The following is a 2,054-nucleotide window of genomic DNA, read 5'->3' as shown; positions in this document are numbered from 1 at the left end:
GGACGCCGACGCCCTGTCGCAAGGGAAGGAGTACTTTGATCTTGGCGATACTGCGCACAGCCCGGATCACCGCCTGCTCGGCTGGAGCGCAGACGAGGCTGGCTCGGAACTGCACACGATCCGCATCCGCGACCTCCAATCCGGCGAGGACCTGCCGGACGAAGTCCGGGACACGACGGGCGACATCGTCTGGGGCAACGACTCGCGCTCCTTCTTCTATGTCGCTCTGGATGCCGATCATCGCCCCTCCCGCGTCCTGCGTCATCGCCTCGGCGCCCCCGCCGGGAGCGACGAATTGCTGCATGACGAAGCCGATGCCGGCATGTTCGTCGATATCGACCGGACGCAGTCGGGGCGCTTCCTGCTGATCACCATCAGCGACCACGAGACCTCCGAGACGCGCGTGGTCGATCTCGACGACGCCGCGGCCAGACCTGTCCTGATCGCGCCGCGCGAGGTCGGCCGGCAATATGGTCTGGAGCATCACGGCGACGATTTCCTGATCCTGACGAATGCCGGGGATGCCGAGGATTTCAAGATCGTCAGCACCCCGGTGGCACAGCCTGCCGCCGACTGTTGGCGAGATCTCATCCCGCACAGGGCCGGGCGGCTGATCATCAGCCATCTCTGCCTGAAGGGGCGGCTTGTCCGGCTTGAGCGCGAGGACGGCTTGCCACGGATCGTCATCCGCGACCTTGCCAGCGGCGCCGAAAGCAGCATCGCCTTCGACGAGGAGGCCTACGGCCTCGGCATGGACCCAGGCTACGAGTTCGACACCGATACGCTGCGTTTCATCTACGCCTCGATGGCGCGCCCGGCCGAAACCTACGACTACGACATCTCCACCGGGCAGCGCACGCTGCTGAAGCGGCAGGAGATACCGTCCGGCCACGACCCCGCCGCGTACAAGGTGCGCCGCATCTTTGCCACCGCCAGGGATGGCCAGCGCGTACCGATCTCGATCCTCCACCGCGCCGACCTGCCGCTCGACGGCTCCGCGCCCTGCCTGCTCTACGGATACGGCTCCTATGGCTCGGCAATGTCGGCCTCGTTCCGGACCAGGCCGCTCAGCCTCGTCGACCGCGGCTTCGTCTATGCGATCGCCCATGTCCGCGGCGGGACGGACAAGGGCTGGCGCTGGTATCTCGACGGCAAGCGCGAGAACAAGCTGAACACCTTCACAGATTTCATCGCAGCGGCCGAAGCGCTGGCCGATGCCGGCTTCACCGCTCGGCGCCGCATCGTCGCCGAGGGCGGCAGTGCCGGCGGTATGCTGATGGGCGCGGTCGCGAACATGGCGCCGGAGCTTTTCGCCGGTATCATCGCGGAGGTGCCCTTCGTCGACGTGCTCAACACCATCCTCGACGACACGCTGCCGCTGACGCCGCCGGAATGGCCGGAATGGGGAGATCCGATCCGCGACGTGAAGGCCTTCGAGACCATCCGCAGCTATTCGCCCTACGACAACGTCGCGGCGCAGGATTATCCGCCGATCCTGGCGATGGGTGGGCTGACCGATCCGCGCGTGACCTATTGGGAGCCGGCGAAGTGGGTGGCGCGGCTGCGCGCCACGATGAACGGCGGCGGCCCGATCATGCTGCACACCAATATGGAGGCCGGCCATGCCGGCGCCGCCGGGCGGTTCGATTCGCTGAAGGAAACCGCCCTCGCCTATGCCTTCGCCATCCAGGCGGTCGGCGAAGGCTGGCCGGAGGTGACGGGCGCCGGCGCCTGATCAGGCGCCCAGCCGGTTCTTCTCGCTCGCGAGATAGGCCTTGAGCTCGTCCATCGAGGCGAAGCTGAATTCGCCGTCAGGCGTCCGCGCCCGGATCGAGCCGTCTGCATAGATCGTGAAATGGGCGTCTCCGACCTGATAGGCGCCGACGATGCCCTCGTCGGAAGCCGGACGCTCCGCCGAGGCGGCCGGCTCCTCCTCAGTCGCATGCTCGGAAGCCTCCGATGTGGCGGCCGGCTCCTGAACATCGGCTTCGGCGACATCGGAAGCCACCGCCTCGCCCGCCTCCGCCGCAGGCTCCGCTGCAACCGGCTCCGCA

General features: G+C 67.3%; 1 protein-coding gene and 1 pseudogene. One reads left to right on the top strand and one right to left on the bottom strand.

Going from position 1 to position 2,054, the window contains the following annotated elements; translation table 11 throughout:
- On the top strand, positions 1-1,735 hold a 1,735-nt coding region (locus ACIPIA_RS14970), incomplete at its 5' end, for a S9 family peptidase (RefSeq protein ID WP_400510694.1).
- On the opposite strand, the pseudogene ACIPIA_RS14965 reads toward ACIPIA_RS14970, so the two are convergent.
- A pseudogene (locus tag ACIPIA_RS14965) lies at positions 1,736-2,054 on the bottom strand (hypothetical protein); the annotation flags it as partial.

Origin of the sequence: Allobosea sp. CER48 (genome assembly GCF_044752385.1) — a bacterium.
GTDB lineage: Bacteria > Pseudomonadota > Alphaproteobacteria > Rhizobiales > Beijerinckiaceae > Allobosea.
Note: the sequence above shows the minus strand (reverse complement) of the source record. Positions and strands in the feature narration are given on the sequence as shown.